Genomic DNA, 23,213 nt, shown 5'->3' with positions numbered 1-23,213 from the left:
ATCCAGTTAACGAATAGCAGAGGTTATTACGATGAAATCCATTTTTGATTCGATCACTTTAGGTAAAAACACCCTACAAAACGCGCTCGTTATGGCGCCAATGACCCGTTCAAGGGCCCATCAGGATGGTACACCCGGTACATTAGCTGCCGACTATTACAGTCAACGCGCAAGTCTGGGGTTAATTGTCACCGAAGGCATACAACCATCAGACGACGGACAAGGCTATATCTTTACGCCAGGGATTTACACCCAGGCCCATATCGACGGCTGGAAGCAGGTTACGAAAGCGGTGCATGAAAAAGGCGGACGTATTTTTTTCCAGCTGATGCATGCTGGCCGCATGTCTCATCCAGACAATACACCGCATCACCGGGCTGGTTTGGCCCCTTCAGCCATAGCGCCAGGTACGCAAATGTTTACCTTGAAAGGCATGCTGGACATTCCGGTGCCCGAGGCCATGACTCAGGTGCAAATTAAGCAAGCCATTGGCGAATTCAGACATGCCGCACGCAGTGCCATTGAAGCGGGCGCCGATGGTGTCGAAATTCACGGTGCGAACGCTTACCTCATCCAACAGTTTCTTGCCCCAAGCTCAAATACTCGTACGGATGAATATGGTGGTTCTATCGAAAACAGAGCCCGCTTTGTTATCGAAATTGCTAAAGCTGTCACCGAAGAAATCGGTGCAGAAAGAACAGCTATCCGCTTGTCACCGGGCACAAAATTGTGGGGCATTGATGAAGGCGCTGAGGGACCAGCCTTATACCGCTATTTGGTTGCAGAGTTGAACAAGCTGCAATTGGTTTATTTGCACGTGATGCATCAAGGTGATGACGAGCTTCTGCGCGATATCCGTTATGGTTGGGATGGCATTCTGATCGTCAACAAACCAGGTCGTGCCCGCGAAAACATCGGTGAAGATATTCGCAGTGGCTTAGCTGATTTAGAGGCTTATGGTCAGATGGTGCTGGCTAATCCTGACTTTGTCGAACGTCTGAAACAGGATATTCCGTTTAATACCGCGGATCGCAATACTTTCTTTGGTGGCGCAGCGCAAGGTTATACCGATTATCCGCTGGCCAAGGTTGCGGGTTGAACCACCATGCACATAGTGACAACACAACAGGTTAGCCACGGTGCACATTTTCGGGCACAGGTTCTGCGTGGCTATCAGCAAAAAATTAACCCGTTTATTGCGGTTGATCACGCCTGGATGAGTGGACCCACATTTCCTCCTCATTCACATGCAGGTTTTTCAGCGGTCTCCTATGTGCTTCTCGATTCTGAAAGCGGAATTGATAACAGCGACTCAACCGGGGTGAAGAACCTAATCAAACCAGGAGGATTGCACTGGGCCGCGGCAGGCTCAGGGATTGTTCATGAGGAAGTTCCGGCCGAGCCCGGCAAAACCGTGCATTCGTTACAAATATTTATTGCCTTGCCAGATGCTAAGCGGTTGATGCAGCCAACGTCTTTGACATTGGAAGCGGAAGATGTTGTCAGCGTTAAGATTCCAGAAGGAAAAATCCGTATTCCGGTGGGTGAATTTAATGGCGTGCAATCTCCTTTAAATACACCCACGGATGTGGCCTTACTGGATATTACCTTAAACACCGGAGCCTCGATCAATTTACACGTAAAAGCCAACCACAACGCTTTTTTGCTGCCAGTTTCAGGGGCGTTTACTGTAGACCAGCAAACGTTCTCTTTTCAGCAGCACAAAGTACCGGTCTTCTCGTCACAAGAAAATGAGCAGACCATCACAGTGACCGCGTCCGATGCCGGTGCGAAGGTCATGTTTTTTAGTGGCAAACCACTTTAATTAATGAGGATACCAAGATGAGTTTCAGTAGATTTACTGGCGAGAACGCAACGCTGCTCTTGATTGACCATCAGGTTGGCACTATGGGCTGGGTAAAATCTATCCCAATTGACGAAATGAAGCGTAATGCCCTTATGCTGGCGAAAACCGCCAAGATACTAAAAATGCCCGTTGTATTGACCTCCAGCATGGAGGAATACGCGCAAGGACCGTTAATGCAGGAATTAAAAGATGTCCTGCCGGAAGAGTTTGAAAACAGAATTCAACGCTTAGGTATCGTTAACGCGATGGACGACGAAAACTTCGCGAAAGCGACCAAAGCACCGGGGCGCAAACGTATCATCATTGCCGGAGTGACAAATGATGTCTGTACTGTCTACCCTGCTTTGAGCTTGGTTTCAGAAGGCTATGAAGTCCAGGTCGTAGCGGATGCGGGCGGCTCTCCGAGTAAGATGGGCGATGACATGGCTTTACGGCGAATGGAACAGGCGGGCGTTGTATTAACCAGTACGAATCAAGTCATTGCCGAGCTTGCCGGCAGTTGGAGTACACCCGAAGGGATGCGAATCGTGCAGGAAGTTGTGATGCCCTCTCTTCAAGGTGCTTAGCTAACAAGTAGCAGTCTTAGTTGCAATAATTAAGACTGCTATATAAATGGCGGAGACTTCTTTGAGCTAGATGCGGATAGAGGTTTGTCTGAGCCACAATGATCATCATACTACAAACGGAGTTTGTATAGGTCCGCTTTTGGCACTTAGCAGTCCTTTCAAAACATCGAAATATTCTACCATCCACTACCGCAGCGAGAACTTTGGCTGGCCAACCATCGCCGTCGACATCCATATCTTTCGCCTCGCAAACCGTACTAAATTCGCCCCAGGTAAAAACGTGGTCGAAGTCGAGGAACGCATGTTAAAAGTTGTTCCCGCCGAATTTAAGGTCGATGTGCACCACTGGTTTATTCTGCATGGCCGCTATACCTGTCTGGCCCGCAAACCCCGCTGTGGCAGCTGCATCATTGAAGATTTGTGCGAGTTTAAGGAAAAGGTCTATCCCGAAGAGTAAGGGCGCTACAAGGCTGTGGTTAAGCGCTTTAGTTAACGGCTTCTTGTTGGAGACAATTTGTTAAACACTTTGGTTGAAAACTTTTATAAAGGGCTTCCACGCTAGAGAAGATCTCGCTGAAAGTCCTTTTGTTATTAATGCTGTTATTAGCCCTATTGATATTAGCCCTGTGGTGCAGATTAATCGTTTTGTTGAGCGGCTTTTTGCTGCAATAGGGCGAGCAATTCTTCATATTTGGGCCCTTGGCCAAACTGGGGTAGCGCGACCGCAAAGACCACCAGCGCAAAGGCAATATAAATCGCATACGGGTGACTCCAAAATCCTGCCAGCAGCGTAAGCGTGCCTAAGATAAGTAACATAATCACCCCAGCTGCGCCATCTGCACTTTTTGTTTCGCGGCAGCGATTAACGCGAGTTCCGCTTGAGTAAATGCCATATCCAATCCTTTGCAGTAAACCTATCCGATAAAAATAACCCTCAAGCACAGTTTGCACCTGAGGGCTACTTTACTGCAAACAATTTGCTAGCGGTATTACTGAACTAACACTGCCTCGGGGACAGGCCATTGGCTGACTAACCATTCGCCCTGCCAATTTTGAATCGACACCCACAGGCTGTCCGTTGCCGCTAACTTAGCGCCGGTTATCGCATGCACATGCTGGCCATGTTTGCTGCCATGCAACACACCATTTTCGCCTTTTTGCAGGGCTTCTAATGGCAAGGCCTCTGGGCCGATATTGGCATAACCTTGGCGAATATGGGCGATATCACCCTGTTCAAAGATCAACATAAAATCTTTTACGTAATCATCGTGGTGTTTGTAAGGCGCCTTTAAATCTAAGGGCATTGGCGCGATTTTAAATTCACCAAGCTGCTGGCTCGGCCAAGCGGGCGGAAAGCTTGGGCTAAGCGACTGATAGAGAAACACTAAGGGTAAAATCAAAATCAAGCCACTGAGCTTATATTTATGCTTTAGCCAAAATACCGATGATGCCATTAGCGAGCCTCCCCTATCATATCTGCGGCTAAGTCTTTGGTTTCGGCCTGTTTAAAGGCGCGGACATGGCGCAATCCCCACATCATAAAACCAGTGATCGACATCCCAGAAAGCACCAGCCCAAAGAAGAACCAAATCAATTTAGTCCAAATACCAGCTAAGGTGCCGTAATGCAGCGGATCGGCAATATGCATTAAGGTTTGCATACCTGTCATGGTTTCTGGCGAGGTAGCACTGGCAATTTCACCAGTCCATGGATTAATGCTGAGACTATAGGAATATTGATCGTAAAAAATATGATCGCCACTACCACTTAAATGGTACATATCCCGTTGATGTTCAGGCAGCATCACATAGCTTGGTTGAAAATCGGGGAAACGCTGCTTGGCTAAACTTAAGGCCTCAGTAAAAGAGACATTCGCGCTTGGCAGTTGCGTATCACCAGCTTGCATCAAAGGCACTTGCTCGGCGGCAATCATAGGCGCATGGGATTCAATATCGATATCGGCATGCCAAAAGATGGCTTGGACTAAATACCACAGCCCTGTGAGGCTCATAATCGCGATAAACCAAATCGACCAGACGCCGGATAATTTATGCAGATCCGACAATAGGGTCTTCTTCCCTTGGGTGAGTCTAAGTTTTGGTGCAAAAAAGCTGCGCCAAAAACGTTTATAAACGATGAGTCCCGTTATCAATGAGGCAAGCATCAAAAGTGCCATAGAGCACACAAGGTAATAGCCCACGCTATAACCGCTCTGCCAAGGGAACAACAACCAACCATGTAATGAGCGCATAAAACCGATAAAGGTTAATCCTTCATTGATCTGCTGGATCTCACCCGTATATTGATTCACATAGGCGATGGCATAGGGTTTATCGGCATCGGTAAAGGTAATGGCATTGACTAAATAAGGCTCGAGGGTCATTGCCCCCATCACTTGCGCATTCGGATACGCCTTTTCGACCACCAGCATTAACTCGTCAACGGGTTTTGCAGGTAATTCGTCAGGATTAGTCGCACGAGCCGCTGGGTTGGTCAGCCAAGTCAACTCATGACTCAACACGGCCACAGTGCCCGTTAAACAGATAAAACTGAATAAAATCCAGATGGGTAATGACACCCAACCGTGTAACATAAACCAGAAGCGATTACTTATTTTCGCCATGGGGGATTGTTTCCTACCTCTTTTAGAATGCCAACAGTGTAAAGGTAATGCGAATTGTTATCAATACAGCATATTGATAATACGATAGGTTTATAAGATTTGTCACAAATTTGGCCGAGTTGCGCAATAGCTCGCAACTCGAATGCGGTCAATAATGCTTAAAGATCCCATCGATTAGGTTAAACCAGAGAGTGATTTCACTATGCATAAGGTATTCGTTACCCTCGTTTTTTTAACGTCTAGCTTCATTGTTCAAGCCAATACCATCAGTGTTGAGCAAGTCTCTGAGCAAGTACATCTTTTAAAAGGCATAGATTACGGCACCAATATTGGCCTTATATCAACGAGCGATGGCTTGGTGCTTATCGATCCTATGCCTGGGGATGAACACTTAAGTGCTCTGGATGATGCGATTCAATCCCTCTATGCCAAACCTGTTAAATTCATCTTAAATACCCATGAACACGTCGATCATACCGGCGGTAATCAGCACTTTATCCAACAGGGTGCGCGGCTAGTGCCAACGCAAGACACAGTTCCATCGCAAAAAGTTCCATCGCAAAAAGTATCTTCACTAAAAGTACCGTTGCAAAATACAGCCCAGATGCAGAACACGGTGGCAGCGCAAAAAACTGTGCCAATGCAACCCGCGATACCCGATATATTGGCAGCCCAAGTTTCTTCCCATTCATCAGCTGACTGGATTTATTTTCATCCACGGAGCAACAGCCTGTTTGTCGGCGATATTGTCGATAACAGCTGGCATCCGACTTTTTATGCTGGTGGTATTAGCGGATTTAATGCCGCCATCAACCATATTTTAGCCATAGGTAATGAGGACAGCCTTATCGTACCCGGGCATGGTAAGCCAAGTCATAAAGCCTCACTGCGCCGCTTTCAGCAAAACACCAATGACTGGGTTCAACAAATCGAGTCGCTAATTGACTCAGGCAAGAGTGTGGAACAGATAACCCAACATTCACAGATCGCAGAGCTGGTTGCGCGCTTTAATCAGGAGGGCAAATCCCCTTTTCTGCCGCCAAAAGCCTTGACGAAATTTATCGAACGAACCATTGCCGTGATAGAAAAAGAACGTCAAACATCGGGAAAATAACGGATAAGTACTATTTTAAGGACGAAATTTTATCGCCAGAGTTTACAAAGCTGAGGCTCCAACAGAATAGCGGGCAATACTACTCGCAGCTCAATAGCCCTCAACCCCAAATACATCAACCTACGCTTGAGGAGATTAACTAGAGGAGAAAAACCGAAATAAAAACAGTCTAACGTACTGTTATTATGAAATTTTATTAATTATCTTGCCTGTCGCTTCAGGGGAATAATTCTTTAGTCAAAACAGAAGATCCGCTACAATACCCATCTTTGTTTTAGAGAGTCCTTGCGAGTATGTCCTATCCACAGCCCTTAGCCGATGCGCCTCAGTCCCATACGCATATGCACCGTCAATTGGCTGAGCCACAACCTAGGATTTGCCTGCGCACTCTCGCAGAGCAACTTAAGCTTGAGCAAGTGACCATTATTGGCAATGCCTCTGGCGAGTGGCAGCCCGCGGTCGAAGGCCTCACCTTTATCTTTAATGGCACGCAGTGGTCGCAGCAGAAAGCTCCCCAAAGCCAGGTGGTCAATATTGCCAATGGCGGCTTTGCTGAGTCGCAGTATGCCTTTGAAGTTCAAGGTCATCCGCAAGCTGTGCAACTGGCGAAAGCATTGACACAAGTCGCCACCGATCTCACCGCATCCCTTGGTTGTTGGCCATCATCGGGCTTAACGACAGTTGTACTCATGCTGCAATTGGCGAATCACGTACAGGTTCAGCGTATGTCGCTGTTGCCGAGCTTACAGCGCAGTATTGAACTGCCGGAGACACTCCATTTACCCTGCATAGTGCATAACTGGCTAGGGGAAAGAAGAATCGCAAAGGCGCTGTTGTGTGAACGCTTAGATTGGGTCGAGTTTACATTGATGCCTTGGGAGCCAATGTCCAAGGACTGTGAAACAGATGAAGTCAGTGAAACCGATAGCAGTGAAAATAAACAAACTTTATGTGAGGATCCCTTCGATAAGCTGGAATTACTCAGACAATCCAACCTCGCCCCAAGCGTAAGCGAGGAGACTAAACAAGCGCTACGTCAGCACTTAGCCAAGCTTGCACACACGCCTTATGAGATTTGGCAACAATGTGCCGATCACTGCAAGCTAAAAGCGTGCGAGCCTTTATTCTTTAATCATCTTCCCGAAAGCCAAACGAGTCCTTGGTACCTGATGGATTATCACGCCTCGCAATATCTCGATGCGATTCGCCACCAGCTGGCCTACTGTCAGCAACTCGCGGACTAAGCCAGTCAGCTTATCCCGCTTTCCCTAAGGCCATGCCTAATGGCTCAAAGTAAGCAATCAAAGCATTAAAGATACGCAGCCTATGCTGCTCATCGGGATAAGCCCCTTCCTTCGCCAACGCAGAATGGCGCGTGCCAGAGACTAAATAGGGATTTTGGATCCCTTGATAGGATTCGATGCAAGCTTCAAACGCGCGGGCCATCATTTCCGTCGGTTTAGCAAAATACTGCGCGCCATAACGCTTATCTAAGGCTATGGCGCGACGCACATAATCGCTTGGCTCCAAATTGTCCTCGGAGAGTAATGTCACCCTAAAAATTTCGGCCAACCGCTGATTGAGCGGATGCTCGATAAGTGGCAGATCCGCAAGCCAAAGATCGCTGGCGCACTTAAAACGCCCCGAGACTCGTGAAAACGCCTTGGGTGCCACATAATGGTCAAAGGCATGCCAAAACTCATGGGCCAGCGCCCCAGCACCCGCATTTTTGGCTAACGCCAGCTCTCGCGCCCCTGGCGCATAGTGAGCCTGCACGCCCTTTTGTCCACCATGGCCAAAGGCAAGGCTTAGGGTTTGCCTCAACCCTAAAGTCAACGGCGGTAAATTGAGGATAAAGGCAAGATCTGCCAGCGAATCAAACACTAAATTGGCAGCAATTAACGACTCTTCCCGCGTGACCCAACGCCCCACGCGCACATGGCTAAAGCCAAAGGTTTGCTTTACATCCAGAAAGGTCATTTGCTCCCCGAAGCGATAATCGGGGCCATGGCGGGTATGTTGCTGATGGAGTAACACGCTTTATCTAACAAACCTAAGTAAACGACAATTTAGAATCATTCTAAGTTAAATAAAAAAGCTTTTATAGCCAGAAAGCCATCAAGTAGACAGCACAAACAAATCTTTCAAAACTAACACAATGACAAAAAAGCCGAGCGATTCTCGGCTTTTAATGGACGATAATGGAGCTGAGGCTATTTGTTATCCGCTCTAATGGAAAGCATAAATAGCAGTGATAGTGACGCCGAGATCAAAATATAACTACAGATCACCAGCGAAGTACCCGAGGGCAACAGCCAAATCAACAGACTGACTAAGGCACTTAAGAACAGACTCTCGATGGCATAATACAGAGCGGTTGCCAGCCCCGCAGAATGGGAAAACGCCGCTAAGGCACCATTAGCGGTTACGGCACAGGTTAAGGCGATATGCACTCCGATGAAGTACATAGGCAGCATAAACCCAAGTAAACTCAGCCCATTTAGCCATTCCAGCCCATACAATAAGCCGCCGCTTAGCATCATGCCAATCAGGCCTCTAAGCACAGTTCCCTGTGTGCCCCAACGTTTGACGAGACGCTTAACAAAGCGAGTGGTGATTATAATGACAATCGCAACCGAGCCAAACCACAGGCTAAAGGCCACTTTATCGAGCCCTAATTTGTCCATCAGTATGCTGGGTGATGCCGAAAAATAGACAAAGAAGGTGCCCATGGCCGTGGCGTAGGCCAAGGTATAGCCTAAAAACGCCTTAGTGCGAACGATATTAAAACATCTCGACCACTCAAAGGGATGGGTCTGCGCTGGGCGGGTTTCAGGCCATTTCAGTAAGGCATGCAAGCCTACTAGGGCAGCAAATATCGCTAAGGTGTAGAAGATCCCTCGCCAATGCCAAAGTCCATCGATAAGCGAGCCAATAAAAGGTGCTACCGCAGGCACGGCCGCGAGCACAGATCCCATAATGGCGTAGATAACGACACCTTCTTCCCTATCGGCAAACACATCTCGCACGGTCGCAAATGCGGCCACTAGCACGGCCGAGGCGCTCAAGGCCTGGACAATCCTAAGGAGCAGAAACACACTGAAGCTGTCGGTCAGTGCCATCGCCAAACTGGAACCTGCGTAAACTAAGTCTCCGGCAATCACCACTCGCCTGCGCCCTATTGCGTCGGATAGCGGTCCAAATAACAACTGGCCTAAGCCTAAAATCGCCATATAGAGGGTTAAAGTCAGCTGCATTTGACCTTGGCTAACACTAAAACTCTGGTGAATATCATTGATGGCAGGCAGATACAGATCCATGCCAAGGGAAGCGAGTAGATCGAAGGGAATAAGTAATAGGAGTGAGTACGCAAAGGTATAATCCCATTTGCGGTCTTGCGGGTTTTGATTAAATTTTGTCATGTTTAAATCCAATTATTGCTATGAATGTTTACAGCGATAATTGGATAAAAGGCACCGCCCTCTTCATCTTTAACCTCCGTTTTTAACCTGTCGAATAACTTATTACTGTTCTGACTGCGGGCTTATTACAACGCCGGTTACCGCACGAGTCACCATGCCTCTTGCAGTACAAGATGGCGGATCATGGCACAAATCCCCCCTTGATTGCTATGACTAATTCCCCAATCAGCACCCAATCGCCACTGAGTTTATAAATGACTGAATATGCTTTAATTTGCATAAATAAAAATATAATCCCGGGGATTTTTCTAACCATTATGCAAAATCGCGAATACCCATTCAAAAAAAGTTGAAATTGTTACTGTTTTGAGTTGTAAATACTTATCGCGCTTGCTTAGGCGAGCCAAAAGCGGAAATAGGCGGGTAATTGGCCGGTCCAGCGCTTGAAGGAACGTCTAAAGTTACTGGCGTCACTGAAGGATAAGGAATGCGCAATGCTATTGGCATCCTGCTCTGGTTCGGCGAGAAAATACAGCGCCTTAATCAAACGGGACTCATCGACTAATTGTCCGTAACTCAGCGCCATCTCCCCAAGACGCCGTTTTAAGGTGGCAGGACTCATCTCTAACAATTGTGCCATTTCCGGCAGGCTTAATGTATTTTGCATCAATTTAAGGCGGATCCCAGCCGCTAATCCGTGGCGAAACCCATGCGCGAGCAGGGCTTGGCGGGCATTCTTGGCCATCGTCAGTTGCGGCCCTAACACAGTACTCGCAAGCGGCTCGTTAAAATGGCGCTCCAATGTTCTCGGATGAGGGTGCTCCGAAGGTTGCAACGCAGCGGGGTTATTCGGCGGCTTTGTATATTTGGAGCCAGCAAAATCGATCGCATGGGTCTCGGAGTGGTTTGCAAACAACAGAGGTTGGCACAATAGGGATTTTGCCATCGAAATTCGGCAAAGGGGCGCATTAAAGCTTAACTCAGTGCCGAAATACTTATAGTAATGGGCTAAGTTCGCTGGTGCGGAGTACGGAAAACTGATGCTGCCGCGCCACGCTTGGCCAAGCAATTGTTTGCAGCATGCCGTGAGGGACGACAGGCTTAATTCGATGAAAAACTGTTTGTGCCGCTGCATGCCTAGGTCGAGGCTTAATAGAAAGTGCCATTCCTGCTCCCCTTGCCAGCGCCAAGTTTGTAACCAAGGTTGTGTGAGCCAATGATATTTATGCCAAAAATGCCCGAGCGACTGCAGATCCCGTGCACAAAATATTCCCGCCGTGAGCGCGCCACTTTGGGATGGCAGCCACAGCTGACCCAATAAGAAACTTAAATCGCCACTTGGCCACAGGGATAAGGCATTGTCCAGCAGCCGAGATAACTGCTTTGGACTAATAAGGTGATCGGGTTTACGAATGTCCGCGGTAAAAATCCCCGTGCCTCGTAACAACTTATCGCTATCGAGCCCACGCTGCTTAAAAAGCCCAACGATGCTCGCCACCAGCAATTGGCTATCGATACATTTATCCTGCCAAGTGGCGAGCGGGCGCATCAGTTAAGCTCACTTAAGGTCGACGGATTTTGCGTGTTACACGCTTGAGCCGGTGTGGCTTCCGGACTACGATTCTCTTTTTGCTGTGACATTTTTTGATTCAACAATTGCAGCAGCGTAGCGGCCTCTTCCTTGGCAGACGCTCTATGCGTTTGCAACGGCAACACTTTAGGTGATGGCAGTACCCAGACCACGGAGGCGCTACAACCGAACGCGCTAATACCTTGCTGTATCTGATCCGCCATCACGCTCACTAGAGACGGAATCGCACCGCGCAACAGAATGATAAAGCGATCACCAGCGTAGCGGCAGACTAAATCCTGATTCCTGAGGGTTGAGCTTAACCACAATGCCAACTGCGACAAGAGCCTATCGCCCTCTTCCACCCCTTGATTCTTGTTGTATTGATGAAAATTATCGATATCAAGCATAATCAGACCAAATGCTTGATTTTGCGATAATTGTTTTATTAGATGATGTTCAAAGGCTTTAGCATCATTGAGCAAGGTCAAGCCATCGGTTAACTGATGTTCGCGGTGAAATTGTTCCCGAGTTTGCAACTGGCGATTGACGACGGTTTGCTCATCACGCCATAGCCATAGGCCACAGGTCAGCACCAATAGCCCAACTGGCGTCGGCATCTTTTCAAACCAATTATACACTGGGATAGTTTTAACGATAAAAATCTCATCCAGCAAATCTAAATAGCAGCCCAAGCAGTAACTTGAGAGGCCCGCGATCAACAGATTTGTCACCCGACCAGAGGGGCGAACAGACACTATCACCATCAACCAACACATACCGAGAATAAATAAGGCGCCCTCGGTGACGACATCGAACCAATCCACCGCCGCCACTGTTTTTGCCGTGGTGCTTTGCCAAAGAAACAACGGCACGATAAAGATGATAAGCAGACTTAAGCCATAGACGCTGGCGAGCCGTAATGATTTTGCAGGAGTTCCCAAAGTACACACCTTGTTCTGTGAAGCCCAAACGGGCAAATACAACGTTAATGCTTTATGGGATGGCAAGTTAGCGGGCTTTTATGACAATGCCGTGACGCCATTTAGTCGCGCTCAACTGACAAACATAAACAAATAAAACCTAATACATTGAATTAAATGTAAAAATAATCTTAACCCCATACTATTCGAGCCGACCACAGCGGCAAATTAGCTCAGGCACTTTTGAGTGGTACAGATAAAAAACCATATCAAGCCGATTGATGCTGAATTCTATGCCTGCGGAGACTTTACTAGACCTTTGCTGAAAATAATTTCTTTACAACCGATAGCGATATAACACTTTATAAATAAAGCCATTATTGCCAATCACACTCTTTATATCTGCATCATTACTGAGCGATGTTGACTAATCCATGCCAATTTTTTGCGGTGATGTTTCAGCGTCATTTTGGCTCACTCACGGTCGAAAACCGCCATTTTCGTCCGTTAACAACCGCCAAACACGGCAGCTCAATTATCCCGTCACAAATCTGACATTTTGCTCCCCTAACTTGGCCGCCATCACAAATAGGCCTTCACCCAAGGCTTGCAATAACACTCAACAGAAACAACTTAAACGGAACTCAAGATGCAATCTCGTACCCCACCATTACGACAAGAGTTACAACAAGGCTCCCAAGCGCCGCAAAAGCAGCACGCCATTCCTAAAACCCGATTGGCTGCACGTCTGTCGGCAATAAGCTTAGCCATGATGGTCGCAGGCTTTAGCACTAGCGCCCTTGCCGTTGGTAAGCTTGAAGGGCAAATTCGCGATAATGTCAGTCAACAACCCCTTGCTGGCGCGACCGTCACCTTAAAAGAGCTCAACCTGAGTCAACAGGCAGGCCGCGATGGCCGCTTCTTCTTTGTCGGCGTGCAAGATGGCGATTACACCTTAGTAGTCAACTACCTCGGTGCTATGCCGCTGGAACATAGCGTTAGCATTCGCGATAAACAAACCACGCTGCAAGATATCAACTTAAGCAGCCAAGATGTCGAGCATATTCGTGTCGTCGGCCAACAAGGCGCATTAAGTAAATCCATGAACCGCCAACGCGGCGCCGACAATGTACTGAGTGTGGTCAGCGCCGATGTGCTGGGGAATTTCCCCGACAGCAATATCAGTGAGTCGCTGCAGCGGGTGCCAGGGCTATCTATCGAGCGAGATCAGGGCGAAGGTCGTTTTGTGCGTGTACGCGGTATGGCGCCGGACTATAACTCAGTGTCGATGAACGGCACGCGCTTGCCGTCACCCGAGAGCGATCGCCGTGCAGTTGCCCTCGATGTAGTGCCATCGGATCTCTTGCAGTCGGTAGAAGTGAGTAAAACCTTAACGCCGGATATGGATGCCGATGCACTGGGTGGCGCCATTGAGGTTAAAAGTCTGTCGGCCTTCGATCGCGATGATACTTATCTCAACCTCAACGCCGAGGCGAGCCAAGATACCTTAACCGACAATACCAATCCCAAACTCGCCGCCAGCTACAGCGATATCTTTGCCGACAAGCTAGGGGTAGCCATAGGTGCCAGTTGGTATAACCGCGACTTTGGCTCAGACAACGTCGAAACCGGCGGTAAATGGGAATTTGCCGGGGATAACGGCTTTGAGGGTGCGGCGCTTGAATCCATCGATGCACGGGATTATGCAATCAATCGTGAGCGTTTAGGCATAGGCGTGAACTTCGATTATCGCCCAAGTGATGATACCGATCTGTATCTGCGCACCCTTTACAGTGAGTTTGATGATACCGAAACCCGTAACAGCGCCAAAACTAAGTGGAAATCGCCGCAGCAAGCCAATGCCCTCAGCCAAGGCAAAACCACTCGCTCGCTAAAATCGCGCACCGAGAACCAAAACATCACCTCCTTTGTGCTGGGCGGTCAAACCCGCTTCGATCGCTGGACCTTCGACTATCAGGCGAGCCACAGCACCGCCAGCGCCGAAAAACCGCGGGATATCGCCGGCGCCGACTTTGTCGCCAAGATTGATAACACCGGCTTTAGCAATACCAAACAGCCACAGATTATCGCCTCCGAAGACTACTTTCAAAACGCTAACTTTGAGCTAGATGAGATTGAAATTGCCGCCTCCAAGGCCGAAGACACCATTAACAGTGGCCAACTGGATCTCACCCGCCAGTTAACCCTCGCGGATTACAGCGTCGAGCTAAAAACCGGGGTCAAGCTGAGCCGCCGCGATAAATCCAATCGCGAAGATATCTGGATCTACAGCGACTTAGGCGATCAAGGCGTGAGCGATGACGATTTGCTATTGAGTCAGTATGCGGGCAATGAGCTTGACTATGACCTCGGCCGCTTTGGCAGCGGGATCGATGCTACGCCACTGTGGCAGCTTATCGATAGCCTCGATGCCGACAGCAATCGCGATGATATCGAGTCAACCATTAACGACTTTGATATCAGCGAAGATATCAACGCCGCCTACCTGATGGGCCACATTGATATCGATAAACTGCGTATCTTAACAGGGCTGCGTTTCGAGCAAAATCAATGGGATTCCAGTGGCTATGGTTACGATGGCGCCAAGGGCGAGTTTATCGATATAAACCACTCCCGCGATGAGGACCATTGGCTGCCCGCACTGCACCTCACTTACCGCTATAGCGACAATACCGTGCTTCGGGCCGCCTGGACCAACACGTTAGTACGCCCAACGTTCGGCCAATTAGCGCCGGGATATTTGCTCGAAGAGGATGATGGCGATATCGATTTAACCTTCGGCAATCCACAGCTTAAGTCGCTCGAATCAATGAACTTTGACTTAAGCCTAGAGCACTACTTCGGCAATATCGGCTTAATTTCGGCGGGACTGTTTTATAAAGATATCGACAACTTTATCTATCAGGCGGATTTAGCTGGCCGTGGCGACTACATCGATGCCCATAGCGCCGTGACCTTTGTTAATGGCGACAGTGCCGACATCTACGGCGTGGAACTCAGCTATGTGCAAGAGTTTAACTTTTTGCCCGAGCCCTTTAATGCACTGGTGCTCAACTCTAACCTCACTTATACGGATTCCAGCGCCAAGATCAGTTGGCTAGAGGATGGCCAGTTACTGAGCCGCGATATTCCGATGCCAAGCCAATCGGATCTCACCGCTAACCTATCGGTTGGCTATGAAAACAGTTACGCCAGTGTCTGGTTATCGGCGGCCTATAAATCCGAATATTTACAGGAAGTCACAGAGCTCAGTGATGAGCGCTACGATCTCTATCAAGACAATCACTTACAGTGGGATTTTGTCGCTAAGGCCCATTTAACCAGCAATTTAACCTTGTATTTCAAAGGGGTGAATCTGACCGACGAGCCCTACTACAGCTACACGGGTGACAACAGCTACAACGCCCAATACGAAGCCTATGGCCGCACTTTCCAGTTAGGCGTGCAGTACACCAACTATTAATCACCTATTAAAAAAGAACAAAGATATGACAACAGCATTTACCAAAATTAGTGCCATAGCCGTTAGCTTAGCAGGCCTTATCAGTGCGCCCTTGAGCGCATTCGCTCAACCAATCACAGCCCCAGCCCACAAAGGCAGCCAGGCCCAAGCCTTGCTGTTTAACAACGATAACAACGCAGTAATCCCTGCAGTCGATTGGCTTTGGGTCAGTGAAAAAAATGGTTTGATGCTACAAAGCATGCCAAGCGCGGATAAAACGTCGCTACCCGCCGCCAAAACCTTAGTCAAAGGCGAGTTTGAGCTGTTAGCCTTTAGCGATCCCTATGCCTTGACGCTCGATCGCCGCGCCGATCGCATTCGCCCTATCATGATCAAACAGATAGAAGGCAAAGTCGCGACCAATGTATTGCCACTGCTGCCGATGGCGTCATTTGAAATCAATTGGATCTGTATTCAGCCAAGGCCGCAGGATGGCAATATCTACGCTTGGTTTGGCGGCGAAGACGGTTATAGCGAGCAATGGCTATTAGGCGATGCCGGACACTTTATGCCGAAAAAGCTGCGCAGTCAGGCAATCCCCGTCAATAGCACTAGCTGCGCCATTGATGGCGACAAACTGTTAGTGAGTGAGCCCGAAGCCGGTGTTTGGCAATTTGATGCCAGCCCCTTCGCCGACAATAGCGCTAAGTTGGTTCTCGCCGCCCTCAATAATGATATCGCGGGCATGCAAGTCATCGATGGCAAGTTATTGTTAAGCGATAAAAATGGTACCCTGACCTTAGACCAACAGGCTATTGCGAACTACGACTTAGGAAAGGTACAGGGATTCAGTGGTTATCTAAACGGAACCAGTACCAACAAGGCAATCCAGTTTGCCCTCTATGATGATAAAACTGATCAGTACTTATTTAGCCAAGCAGTCTTGCCTATAGACCGGAGTCAATCAAATAACGATCCCAGCGACGATATCATCGAAATTCCCGCTTGGGTTGAAAGCGCCCCATCCGATAGGCCCGGCGATACCATGGACGATCCGGCGATTTGGGTGCATCCAACTGAACCGGAAAAAAGCCTAGTGCTTGGCACCAACAAACGTTGGGGGCTATTGAGCTTTAATATGCGTGGCGAGCAGGTTCAAGCCCTACCATCCGGGCGCATCAATAACGTCGATCTGCGCCAGCAAGTGATGCTGGGTGGTAAAAAACGCGATATCGCCGTGGCCACCTTAAGGGATAACGACAGCCTCGCCTTCTATGAAATCGACGCTCAAGGCAAGTTAAGCGAATATCCCAATCAAGCTACGAATATGGTGGATATTTATGGCATGTGTCTGTATCAAGATGCCGATACTCTGTATGTGTTCGCCAACGAAAAGTCCGGTCGCATCGCCCAATACCGCGTCGATTGGCAGGTAAATGGCCCAAGCATCAAGCTGGTGCGTGATATCCATACCCCAAGCCAAGTTGAAGGCTGTGTGGTCGATGAGGCTCAGCACGCGCTGTTTATCGGTGAAGAAGATAAAGGCATTTGGCGCTTTAATGCCAAGGCCAATGGCGGCGCCCAAGGTGAACTGATTATTAAAGCCGAGGGCGACTTAGTCCCCGATGTTGAGGGCATTTCACTCTATCAAGGTGCCAATATTCACGGTAAAAAGCAGGATCTGCTGGTGGTGTCGAGCCAAGGCGATAACAGTTACTTGCTGTATAAGGCACAGCCGCCCTACGCCCAATTAGGCAAGTTCCGTATTGGAGTCAACCTTAACGGCATGGAAAATGGCCGCGAAACTAGCATCGATGGCAGTAGCGAAACCGATGGTTTGGCCGTGACTCACTTAAGCGTTGGAACCGGAGCTTGGCAACAAGGAATGCTGGTGGTACAGGATGGACACAATCATTTACCCGATAATAATCAATCTTTTAAATGGCTGCCTTGGCACAATATTGTCGAGAAATTATCGCTTAACTGAGTATTGAGCCAGTTGAAAGCTGCATGATCTGGCGAGAGGAATGATAACCGAGTCCGAGTGGCTCGGTTTATTTTTGCCTTGAACCTTTTTGCTTGAAACTCGCATCTTGAGTCTGAAATCGCTATACTCCGCGCCCAAATGATTTGGCCAATAACTAGCTCGATATTGCAATACTGTTTGCGGTTGTCAGCTTTTTAAGCCGTTATTAACGACTTTTTCCTAGGACATACCCTTGATCTCTACCGCAAATATCACCATGCAATTCGGCCCAGAGCCATTATTTGAAAATATCTCGGCAAAATTTGGCAACGGCAACCGTTATGGTTTGATTGGCGCAAACGGCTGCGGCAAATCGACTTTTATGAAGATCTTAAGCGGCGCCCTCGCCCCAACCTCGGGCAACGTGTCGATCACACCGGGCTTGAAGGTCGGCACCCTAAGCCAAGATCAATTCGCCTTCGAGCAATACACAGTTATCGATGCGGTGATCATGGGCGATACCCAGCTGTGGAAAATCAAGCAAGAGCGTGATGCTATTTATGCCAAACCCGATATGACCGAAGAAGACGGCATGCGTGTGGGCGATCTCGAGAGTGAATTTGCCGAGATGGACGGTTACAGCGCCGAGAGCCGCGCGGGCGAAATTTTGATTGAAGCCGGCATCGAAGAATCCTTCCACTATGGCCCTATGTCACAGGTTGCACCCGGTTGGAAACTGCGCGTACTGTTAGCCCAAGCCCTGTTTGCTAACCCCGATATTCTGCTGCTCGACGAGCCCACCAACAACTTGGATATTCACACCATCAGTTGGCTCGAAACTGAGCTGAATAAGCGCAAATGCACCATGATCATTATTTCCCACGACAGACACTTCTTAAATGCTGTCTGTACCCATATGGCGGATATCGATTACGGTGAACTGCGGATTTACCCCGGCAACTACGAATACTTCCTCGAGCAATCGGCCTTGCAGCGCGAACAATTGCTGTCGAGCAACGCCAAAAAGAGCGCCGAGATTGAAGAGCTGCAAGACTTCGTAAACCGTTTTGGCGCTAACGCCTCTAAGGCAAAACTCGCCAGCTCACGCGCCAAGCGCATGGACAAAATTAAACTGGATGAAGTCAAATCCTCCAGCCGTATCGCGCCATCGATTCGCTTCGCGCCGGGTAAGAAAATGCACCGCCAAGCATTGGTGCTTGAGAACCTCGCCCACGGTTTTGACGGCGAATTGCTATTCGAAGGCGGCGATTTAATCCTCGAAGCTGGCGCAAAGCTTGCGATTATCGGTGAGAACGGTGTCGGTAAAACCACTCTATTACGCTGTTTAGTCAATGAGTTAATCCATAATCAGGGCGTGATAAAGTGGTCTGAAAACGCTTCCATTGGTTACTGCCCACAGGACAGCACCAGCGATTTTGATAATGATTTGACTATTATTGAATGGATGGACCAATGGCGTCAGCCAAAACACAACGATTTGATGGTGCGCGCCATGTTAGGTCGTTTGCTTTTTACCGAAGATGATGCCAACAAAAAAGCGAAAAACTGCTCAGGCGGTGAGAAAAATCGTTTAATTTTCTGCAAGTTAATGATGCAAGATATCAACGTCATCATTATGGACGAACCGACCAACCATATGGATATGGAAGCGATTGAATCCTTAAATAATGCCCTCAAAGATTTTGAAGGCACATTGATTTTTGTCAGTCACGACCGCGAATTTGTGTCCTCATTAGCGACCCGCATTATCGATATTCGGGATAGAAAATTGGTCAACTTCCAAGGGACCTTTGATGAGTATCTGGCAAACCTTGCCAGTGCCTAATCGCCATCGGCTTTTGCAAAAGCACTTTTGATAAACGTCCTTTTGCTAAAGGGACTTCAAAAGACCTCAAAGAAAAGACGCTTCACTCTACTCGAGCTTAGCGTCTTTTTTATACCACCCTTTTTAGCACCCTTTCATATACACAGTGGCTGACTGCGTTACTCGGTTTTCGCTTCCACTAATGCCGCTAATTGTTGTAATGATTCCTGCCAGCCTAAATAACACATCTCCTCAGGGATAACGGCTGGAATCCCCTCCTGAGTGATTTGCAAATTGGTACCGCAGGAAACCTCGGTTAACTCGATAGTCACCTGCATCACCCCGGGCAGACTCTCATCATCAAACTGGTCGGTATGTCTAATCAATTTGTTGGGGATGAGCTCGGTATAGACCACCTTAAAGGAGTGACTGTATCCCGTCGCAAATTGGGTAAAGCTCATGCTATAGCCCGCCCCAGCAGCCAATTCAAACTCATGAATCGTCCCCACAAAGCCGTAAGGCGGTAACCAACGCTCTAACGCCGCTTTATCGGTAAAGGCTTTGTAGACTAACGCAGCGGGCACGCGCAGCACTCTATGTAACTTCACAGTACCTGTGTTATTCGACATATCCTTATCCTTCAAAATGACGTTGAAATTACTATCTGTATTTAGCACTTGCACATAGCAAGATTATAGTTGAACGGCTAATTTCTATAGTAAAAATGCCCCATCTATCGTTGCCTCCACCCCAGCCAATCTCTATTCAATTGATTGATCCCACCTGGATAAGAGCCGAGTATTTCGTCAACATTCTTAGTTCCACAACGCTGCACACTAAGATGCTCAAATAACTTTCTTAACAGCTGTTTGCCATTTTTATGGTGAAACAGGAAGCGAACAAAGCTATGAGAATGTTGATAGAGTACATCTTGCTTCTGTCCTTGCCAATCTTGTTCTGAAGCAAGTAGCTCAACAAGTCCCATCGATAAATGAGCCTCATCATCCACAAAAACCATATTCGACTTATTCCGAGTATTATTGTTAATAATTGATTCATATCGAGTATTTAACTCAACGGTTTCTAAGAATTCTGAAGATTCAAAGTACTCAGCGAGTCCTTCATTTAACCAGCGAGGCGTATCACCAAATTGTCCAGCATTCATCACATGAACACTCTCATGGATCGCAGTTCTAAATGCTTGGGAATCTTCACGATGCCATACGGCTGCCAGATTATGTTGACCGGAATAAAATCCTTGGCTTGCCCCTACTTGAGAAGCATAACGAGCCTTTAATTTGTTATAAGCTGACAGGTTTCCAGCCAACATTAAGTTGACTTTGATTGGATGAAGCTGACGTTTGGGTAAGTATTTTCGGTAAATACTATCAATGTCTTTAATCGTTGCGCTGTGGCGATCTCGAAAAAATGGCGGAGGGGTCGTAGCTAATGAATCTATTTTCAACTCAAAACTATATTGTGGCTCGGTATAATGTGTCAGCTGACTATCCTTCATTGCATGGCTACTATCGGAGAAATGTGTCTGCCCTTTTTCATCAACCCAAGTATATATTCCTCTACTTTGCTGAGCCTCTTCCGCTTGTTTTATAACTAAGGTATCACATCCACCATACTCCATTTGATGTGACTCATTTTCCACAATCTGAGGTATTGTTTGACCCATATTGGAAGGTAACTCTTTTGATGTCGTACACCAGTCCCATTGATTAGCTAAACAGTAATGGTGAATGGGCTCCATAATGTTAGTCACTAGTTGGCTGGCCTCAATGCGACTCCATCGGCCTTGGTAGTGAAAGTAATCGACTAACAAAGCGATAATGGCCATTGAAAATAACGTTACAAAAATACGCTTTGTGCGGCTTTCCATTGCCACCACTCCCTTCAATTTGATTTAGTTAAACCTAACGAGTTAATTTATGAACTTTGTCTTCACTACGCCAAAAAGTGAATGTAAAGATAACTTGAAACAATAAATTATTTGATCGGCGAACAAGCTACAACATTTTAAAATACGCAACACTATAGTACTCACTAACGCTAAACAAATAATCCACGATACAAGACTTGTTTTTGCCCGCATTTTCTCTGCCTTGGTTTACACTCTTAAAGCAACCACAAAGCACAACTCAATGAATTGGGTGAATTAAACCTTATGGGGTATTGCATACGCGCCAGCTGTGCACCAGTTTATTCTATAAATTCTTATCATGGTGATGGTTTATGAGTCTTGAAGAATCCTTAGAACAATTAAAACGTCAGTACTTACATGCACTACCAGATAAAAAGAAACAAATCATTACCTTATGGATATCTCTACGGAAAAACTGGCAAAGCCATATGCTGTCGGCCGTATACCGTGAGGTGCATAATTTAAAGGGCTCCTGCGAAACTTTCGGCTTAACCGAAACCAAAGATATCGTCGATAAACTCGAATTACAGCTAAAAAACCTACTGGACGCTCAAGCCCCAGAACTGCCCGTCATCAAGGGGTTAGATACCCTCTTCCATCAATTGCTGCAAAATAATCTGCGTAGTGAACCCGCAGCACCCGTGGTGGAAGCGCAAATGCAACAAAGCCCCTATAAGCCCACCAAAGCACGGCATGAGTATCGAATTGCGATTGTGGAGGATGACAGTAATGTCGGGGCGATGATAATGAAGCAGCTGCATGAGTTTGGTTTTAATGTGCAGCATTTTTTAAATTTCACCGATTTTCTGGGGATCCAAAATACCTCGCCCTTCGATTTGGTCTTACTCGATCTTATCTTGCCCGATTATACCGAGGCCGCTTTATTTACGGCGGCGACTGAATTTGAAAAAAATAACACCCGCGTGTTTGTTCTCTCTTCCCGCGGCGACTTCGAGATGCGACTGCTGGCGATCCGCGCCAATGTCAGCGAGTATTTTGTCAAACCCGCCGAAACCACGCTACTGGTACGCAAGATCCACCAATGGCTTAAAATGTCAGAAAAACAGCCGCTTAAAATTCTGCTGGTGGACGATCAGCAATCCATGGTCGATTATTTTTCCAGCCTACTTCGCAGTCATGGACTAATGGTAAAAGGCATGACCAAACCCGAACAAGTGCTGCCGACCCTTGAGCAATTTGAGCCAGACTTGTTTATTTTTGATTTGTATATGCCCGATGTGAATGGTTTAGAGCTGGCAAAAATGATCCGCCAATTAGACAAGTACAGCTCGAGTCCGATACTCGTGCTCAGCTCCGACGACACCATGCAGAACAAGGTCAGCATCATTCAGGCGGGATCCGACGATTTAATCTCAAAGCAAACCGCGCCGAGTCTGTTTGTGACCCAAGTGATTTCCCGCGCCCAGCGAGGCCATGATATTCGCAGCTCCGCCAGCCGTGATAGCTTAACCGGGCTACTCAACCACACTCAGATCCTGGTTGCCGCACGCCGCTGTTATAACCTCGCCAAACGTATCAACTCTTCAGTGTGCATTGCCATGCTGGACTTAGACCACTTTAAACAAGTAAATGATACCTATGGACATTCTGGCGGCGACAAAGTCCTCTTGGCCTTTGCCCATCTGTTGCAGCAATCTCTACGTCCTGTGGATTTTATGGGGCGTTACGGTGGCGAGGAATTTATGTTGGTCTTGCCCGATCTACCCGCGCCCTTAGCCATTGCCAAGCTTAATGCCATTCGCGAGAGCTTTAGTCATATCGTATTTGTTGAAGAAGGCGCTGAATTTAAAGTCACCCTAAGCGGTGGCTTGGCCTTCTCGACCGAATGTAATGAGTTTCAAGATTGTTTATTGCTGGCGGATAAAAATCTGTATGAGGCGAAGCGAACTGGACGCAACCGTTTAATCACCACTTTAAAATAAG

The 23,213-nt window shown here is 47.7% G+C and carries 17 protein-coding genes and 2 pseudogenes; 10 read left to right on the top strand and 9 right to left on the bottom strand.

Annotated features, from left to right (window positions below; translation table 11 throughout):
* Positions 1-31 precede the first annotated feature (31 nt).
* The 4 genes and pseudogenes from M0415_RS04420 to M0415_RS04405 all read left to right on the top strand — a co-directional run.
* The gene (locus M0415_RS04420) at positions 32-1,099 is read left to right on the top strand and encodes an alkene reductase (protein ID WP_249555385.1); all 1,068 of its coding nucleotides are present in this window, start codon (positions 32-34) and stop codon (positions 1,097-1,099) included.
* A gap of 6 nt (positions 1,100-1,105) precedes the next feature.
* Positions 1,106-1,825, top strand: coding sequence for a pirin family protein (locus M0415_RS04415; RefSeq protein WP_249555387.1), 720 nt, complete (start codon positions 1,106-1,108; stop codon positions 1,823-1,825).
* Positions 1,826-1,842: 17 nt separating this feature from the next.
* Positions 1,843-2,433 carry an isochorismatase family protein gene (locus M0415_RS04410; RefSeq protein WP_249555389.1) on the top strand — a complete coding sequence of 197 codons (591 nt, stop codon included), beginning with the start codon at positions 1,843-1,845 and terminating at the stop codon, positions 2,431-2,433.
* Between the two features lie 202 nt (positions 2,434-2,635).
* A pseudogene (locus M0415_RS04405) lies at positions 2,636-2,890 on the top strand (iron-sulfur binding domain-containing protein); the annotation flags it as partial.
* Positions 2,891-3,069: 179 nt separating this feature from the next.
* Here the strand turns inward: M0415_RS04405 and M0415_RS04400 are convergent.
* From M0415_RS04400 to M0415_RS04390, 3 genes and pseudogenes are all read right to left on the bottom strand, one after another.
* A pseudogene (locus tag M0415_RS04400) lies at positions 3,070-3,326 on the bottom strand (hypothetical protein).
* A gap of 96 nt (positions 3,327-3,422) precedes the next feature.
* On the bottom strand, positions 3,423-3,887 hold the full coding sequence (locus M0415_RS04395) for a PA2404 family protein (RefSeq protein ID WP_220053205.1): 465 nt from the start codon (positions 3,885-3,887) through the stop codon (positions 3,423-3,425).
* Positions 3,887-5,056, bottom strand: a complete 1,170-nt coding sequence (locus M0415_RS04390) for a PepSY-associated TM helix domain-containing protein (RefSeq protein ID WP_249555392.1) — start codon at positions 5,054-5,056, stop codon at positions 3,887-3,889. Before M0415_RS04390 ends, M0415_RS04395 begins: the two co-directional genes overlap by 1 nt.
* Before the next feature lie 202 nt (positions 5,057-5,258).
* Between M0415_RS04390 and M0415_RS04385 the strand changes: the two genes are divergently transcribed.
* Both M0415_RS04385 and M0415_RS04380 read left to right on the top strand, forming a co-directional pair.
* Positions 5,259-6,170 carry an MBL fold metallo-hydrolase gene (locus M0415_RS04385; RefSeq protein WP_249555394.1) on the top strand — a complete coding sequence of 304 codons (912 nt, stop codon included), beginning with the start codon at positions 5,259-5,261 and terminating at the stop codon, positions 6,168-6,170.
* A 293-nt stretch (positions 6,171-6,463) separates the two neighbouring features.
* Positions 6,464-7,414: a hypothetical protein gene (locus tag M0415_RS04380; RefSeq protein ID WP_249555395.1), complete on the top strand. Its 951-nt coding sequence runs from the start codon at positions 6,464-6,466 to the stop codon at positions 7,412-7,414.
* Between the two features lie 10 nt (positions 7,415-7,424).
* Here M0415_RS04380 and M0415_RS04375 read toward each other — a convergent pair whose 3' ends face one another.
* From M0415_RS04375 to M0415_RS04360, 4 genes are all read right to left on the bottom strand, one after another.
* Positions 7,425-8,207, bottom strand: coding sequence for a CLCA_X family protein (locus tag M0415_RS04375; protein ID WP_249555397.1), 783 nt, complete (start codon positions 8,205-8,207; stop codon positions 7,425-7,427).
* A 176-nt stretch (positions 8,208-8,383) separates the two neighbouring features.
* A complete protein-coding gene (locus tag M0415_RS04370) occupies positions 8,384-9,592 on the bottom strand; it encodes a multidrug effflux MFS transporter (protein ID WP_249555399.1) in 1,209 nt (402 codons plus the stop codon).
* Between the two features lie 394 nt (positions 9,593-9,986).
* Complete coding sequence (locus M0415_RS04365; RefSeq protein WP_249555401.1) at positions 9,987-11,141, bottom strand: AraC family transcriptional regulator; 1,155 nt, start codon at positions 11,139-11,141, stop codon at positions 9,987-9,989.
* A complete protein-coding gene (locus M0415_RS04360; protein ID WP_283771434.1) occupies positions 11,141-12,106 on the bottom strand; it encodes a GGDEF domain-containing protein in 966 nt (321 codons plus the stop codon). The genes M0415_RS04365 and M0415_RS04360 overlap by 1 nt, the downstream gene beginning before the upstream one ends.
* Positions 12,107-12,734: 628 nt before the next feature.
* Here M0415_RS04360 and M0415_RS04355 point away from each other — a divergent pair.
* From M0415_RS04355 to M0415_RS04345, 3 genes are all read left to right on the top strand, one after another.
* Positions 12,735-15,569: a TonB-dependent receptor gene (locus tag M0415_RS04355; RefSeq protein WP_249555405.1), complete on the top strand. Its 2,835-nt coding sequence runs from the start codon at positions 12,735-12,737 to the stop codon at positions 15,567-15,569.
* Between the two features lie 25 nt (positions 15,570-15,594).
* Positions 15,595-17,535 (top strand): phytase, encoded by a 1,941-nt coding sequence (locus M0415_RS04350; RefSeq protein WP_249555407.1) that lies wholly within the window; start codon positions 15,595-15,597, stop codon positions 17,533-17,535.
* A 232-nt stretch (positions 17,536-17,767) separates the two neighbouring features.
* A complete protein-coding gene (locus M0415_RS04345; protein WP_249555409.1) occupies positions 17,768-19,360 on the top strand; it encodes an ABC-F family ATPase in 1,593 nt (530 codons plus the stop codon).
* A gap of 158 nt (positions 19,361-19,518) precedes the next feature.
* Here M0415_RS04345 and M0415_RS04340 read toward each other — a convergent pair whose 3' ends face one another.
* Both M0415_RS04340 and M0415_RS04335 read right to left on the bottom strand, forming a co-directional pair.
* Positions 19,519-19,968 (bottom strand): SRPBCC family protein, encoded by a 450-nt coding sequence (locus M0415_RS04340; RefSeq protein ID WP_249555411.1) that lies wholly within the window; start codon positions 19,966-19,968, stop codon positions 19,519-19,521.
* Between the two features lie 104 nt (positions 19,969-20,072).
* The gene (locus M0415_RS04335) at positions 20,073-21,227 is read right to left on the bottom strand and encodes a DUF1570 domain-containing protein (RefSeq protein WP_249555413.1); all 1,155 of its coding nucleotides are present in this window, start codon (positions 21,225-21,227) and stop codon (positions 20,073-20,075) included.
* Positions 21,228-21,580: 353 nt separating this feature from the next.
* Between M0415_RS04335 and M0415_RS04330 the strand changes: the two genes are divergently transcribed.
* On the top strand, positions 21,581-23,212 hold the full coding sequence (locus M0415_RS04330; RefSeq protein WP_249555415.1) for a diguanylate cyclase: 1,632 nt from the start codon (positions 21,581-21,583) through the stop codon (positions 23,210-23,212).
* Position 23,213: the final 1 nt, after the last annotated feature.

The organism is Shewanella sp. 10B (genome assembly GCF_023475885.1).
Taxonomy (GTDB): Bacteria; Pseudomonadota; Gammaproteobacteria; order Enterobacterales; family Shewanellaceae; genus Shewanella; species Shewanella mangrovisoli.
Note: the sequence above shows the minus strand (reverse complement) of the source record. Positions and strands in the feature narration are given on the sequence as shown.

Excerpts from the sequence above, each read along its gene's own strand:
- M0415_RS04420 (WP_249555385.1), top strand. The coding sequence starts at position 32 with ATGAAATCCATTTTTGATTCGATCACTTTAGGTAAAAACACCCTACAA.
- M0415_RS04370 (WP_249555399.1), bottom strand. The coding sequence starts at position 9,592 with ATGACAAAATTTAATCAAAACCCGCAAGACCGCAAATGGGATTATACC.
- M0415_RS04350 (WP_249555407.1), top strand. The coding sequence starts at position 15,595 with ATGACAACAGCATTTACCAAAATTAGTGCCATAGCCGTTAGCTTAGCA.
- M0415_RS04385 (WP_249555394.1), top strand. The coding sequence starts at position 5,259 with ATGCATAAGGTATTCGTTACCCTCGTTTTTTTAACGTCTAGCTTCATT.
- M0415_RS04365 (WP_249555401.1), bottom strand. The coding sequence starts at position 11,141 with ATGCGCCCGCTCGCCACTTGGCAGGATAAATGTATCGATAGCCAATTG.
- M0415_RS04410 (WP_249555389.1), top strand. The coding sequence starts at position 1,843 with ATGAGTTTCAGTAGATTTACTGGCGAGAACGCAACGCTGCTCTTGATT.
- M0415_RS04380 (WP_249555395.1), top strand. The coding sequence starts at position 6,464 with ATGTCCTATCCACAGCCCTTAGCCGATGCGCCTCAGTCCCATACGCAT.
- M0415_RS04335 (WP_249555413.1), bottom strand. The coding sequence starts at position 21,227 with ATGGAAAGCCGCACAAAGCGTATTTTTGTAACGTTATTTTCAATGGCC.
- M0415_RS04390 (WP_249555392.1), bottom strand. The coding sequence starts at position 5,056 with ATGGCGAAAATAAGTAATCGCTTCTGGTTTATGTTACACGGTTGGGTG.
- M0415_RS04330 (WP_249555415.1), top strand. The coding sequence starts at position 21,581 with ATGAGTCTTGAAGAATCCTTAGAACAATTAAAACGTCAGTACTTACAT.
- M0415_RS04415 (WP_249555387.1), top strand. The coding sequence starts at position 1,106 with ATGCACATAGTGACAACACAACAGGTTAGCCACGGTGCACATTTTCGG.
- M0415_RS04395 (WP_220053205.1), bottom strand. The coding sequence starts at position 3,887 with ATGGCATCATCGGTATTTTGGCTAAAGCATAAATATAAGCTCAGTGGC.
- M0415_RS04340 (WP_249555411.1), bottom strand. The coding sequence starts at position 19,968 with ATGTCGAATAACACAGGTACTGTGAAGTTACATAGAGTGCTGCGCGTG.
- M0415_RS04355 (WP_249555405.1), top strand. The coding sequence starts at position 12,735 with ATGCAATCTCGTACCCCACCATTACGACAAGAGTTACAACAAGGCTCC.